Annotated in this window: 3 protein-coding genes; 2 read left to right on the top strand and 1 reads right to left on the bottom strand. The window is 64.0% G+C overall.

All coding sequences use genetic code 11. The features are described from left to right. The coding region (gene pbpG, locus ACNPP0_RS11205) for a D-alanyl-D-alanine endopeptidase (RefSeq protein ID WP_448705909.1) at positions 1-904 on the top strand (904 nt) is incomplete at its 5' end. Positions 905-1015: 111 nt separating this feature from the next. Here pbpG and ACNPP0_RS11200 read toward each other — a convergent pair. After that, on the bottom strand, positions 1016-1405 hold the full coding sequence (locus ACNPP0_RS11200) for a ribbon-helix-helix domain-containing protein (protein ID WP_332613214.1): 390 nt from the start codon (positions 1403-1405) through the stop codon (positions 1016-1018). 299 nt (positions 1406-1704) lie between these two features. Between ACNPP0_RS11200 and ACNPP0_RS11195 the strand changes: the two genes are divergently transcribed. Next, positions 1705-2075: alcohol dehydrogenase catalytic domain-containing protein (locus ACNPP0_RS11195; RefSeq protein ID WP_448705908.1), on the top strand; the 371-nt coding region annotated here is incomplete at its 3' end.

Raw genomic sequence — 2075 nt, 5'->3', positions numbered from 1 at the left:
GCCCACGCCGCCTAAGAAAGGCGCCGCCGCCACGGGCAAGAACGGCAAGCCGAACAAGCCCGGCCGCGCCCAGCGCCTGGCTGCGGCGGGGGCTGCGTCGGCAGCGATGCCGCCGCCCGCCTCGTCGGTGCGCGCGGAAGCGGCGGCGCTGCGCTCCAGCACCGCGTACGTACAAGACCTGGAAACCTCGACCGTCCTGTTCGCCAAGAACGAAAACGTGGTGCGTCCCATTGCTTCTATTTCGAAGCTGATGACCGCCGTGGTCGTGGTGGACGCCAACCTGCCGATGGACGAAATGCTTGAGATCACCGACGACGACGTCGATGGCCTGAAACACACGACGTCGCGTCTGCGGGTGGGCACCAAGCTGTCGCGCGGCGACATGCTGCACCTGGCGCTGATGTCTTCCGAAAACCGCGCCGCCAACGCGCTGGGCCGCCATTACCCCGGCGGCCTGCCGGCTTTCGTGGCCGCCATGAACGCCAAGGCGCAGTCGTTGGGCATGACCAGCACGCGCTTTATCGAGCCCACCGGCTTGTCCAGCAACAACGTGTCGTCGCCTCACGATCTGGCCCGTCTGTTGCGCGCTGCCTCGCAGCGCCCGCTGATTCACCGCTACTCGACCGATACCGAGTACGAAGTTGAAATCAACAACCGCACGCAAACCTTCCGCAACACGAATCTGCTGGTGCGCAAGCCCGACTGGGACATCAAGGTGTCCAAGACCGGCTACATCAACGAAGCGGGCGAATGCCTGGTGATGCTGGCTCGCATCAACGGCCGCGACCTGGCCATCGTGCTGCTGGATTCGCAAGGCAAGCTGTCACGGATTGGCGATGCGGTGCGCATCCGCCGCATCGTGCAGAACGAAGTGGCGCTGGCGTCGATTCAACCGGGCGGCTGAACGCCTGACCCGCTAAGCGCTGCGCAATGAAAAGGCCCGATCTGATCGGGCCTTTTCTTTTGGATGCGCGGCGCTTGAATGCGCGACGTTCGCCGGCGTAATTCGGTTTTGCTACGCGGCGGCGCGGCGTTTGGCGCGCAGCGGCTCAGCGTCGTACATGGAAGCGGGCAGGCCTTGCAGCACGGCTTGCGGGTTCAGCGATTGGATCGGCACCGCGGCGTCGCGCGGAATCCGGCCATCGGCTTGCAGCAGTTGATAACGCAGGCAGCACACGCGCAGGAACGACGTGAAGTTGGCGGCTTCGCCCCGATATTCGACCAGTTCGTCGTACAGGCGCTCGATCAGTTGCGTCACGCGCATGCCGTCGCGCCCCGCGATTTCTTCCAGGGATTGCCAGAACAGCCGTTCCAGTCGCAAGCTGGTTGCCACGCCGTGCAGGCGCAAGGACCGGGTTTCAGGCGCGTACGACTGCTCGCTTGCGCGGATGAAGATTTCACACATGGGGGCTCCTGCAAGGTCGGCGCGCCATGCCAAACAGCGCGCCTGCGGTGGACCACTGTACGACGTTTGGCGCGGCGGCTGCAAGATGGCCACGCAGCCGCCATGCGCCGCGCCCTGCCCCGCCCCATTGATGCCTGAATACGCGGCCCGCGACCCCGCCATTTTTGAGACCGGAGCCTAACCATTCTGCAACGACACGTTTCCTATCGTCTTCCATCAACTACGGGTTGATATAAATCATGGATTAAAAGCTGTCCCCGTTCGAGCATGGTGAAACAGACCTGACTTCGGAGGTAGAGATGGACAAAACCATGAAGGCCGCAGTAGCGCGCGCATTTGGTGAACCCCTGGTGATCGAGGAAGTCGCGGTACCGCGACCCGGGCCGGGCGAACTGCTGGTCAAGATCGAGGCCTGCGGTGTCTGTCATACCGACCTGCATGCCGTGCAGGGCGACTGGCCCGTCAAACCCAACCCGCCTTTCATTCCTGGCCACGAAGGCGTCGGCCACGTGGTGGCGGTGGGCGCGGGCGTGACCCATGTGAAGGAAGGCGATCGCGTCGGCATCCCCTGGTTGTATTCCGCCTGCGGCCACTGCGAACACTGCCTGGGCGGCTGGGAAACCCTGTGCGAACAGCAACAGAACGCCGGCTACTCCGTCAACGGCGGCTT

The organism is Achromobacter semiaridum (assembly GCF_053543755.1).
The sequence above is the reverse complement of the archived record's forward strand: the minus strand, read 5'-3'. Positions and strand labels throughout refer to the sequence as shown.

Bases quoted from the DNA above. Each gene is read 5' to 3' on its own strand.
- ACNPP0_RS11200 (WP_332613214.1), bottom strand. From the start codon at position 1,405: ATGTGTGAAATCTTCATCCGCGCAAGCGAGCAGTCGTACGCGCCTGAA.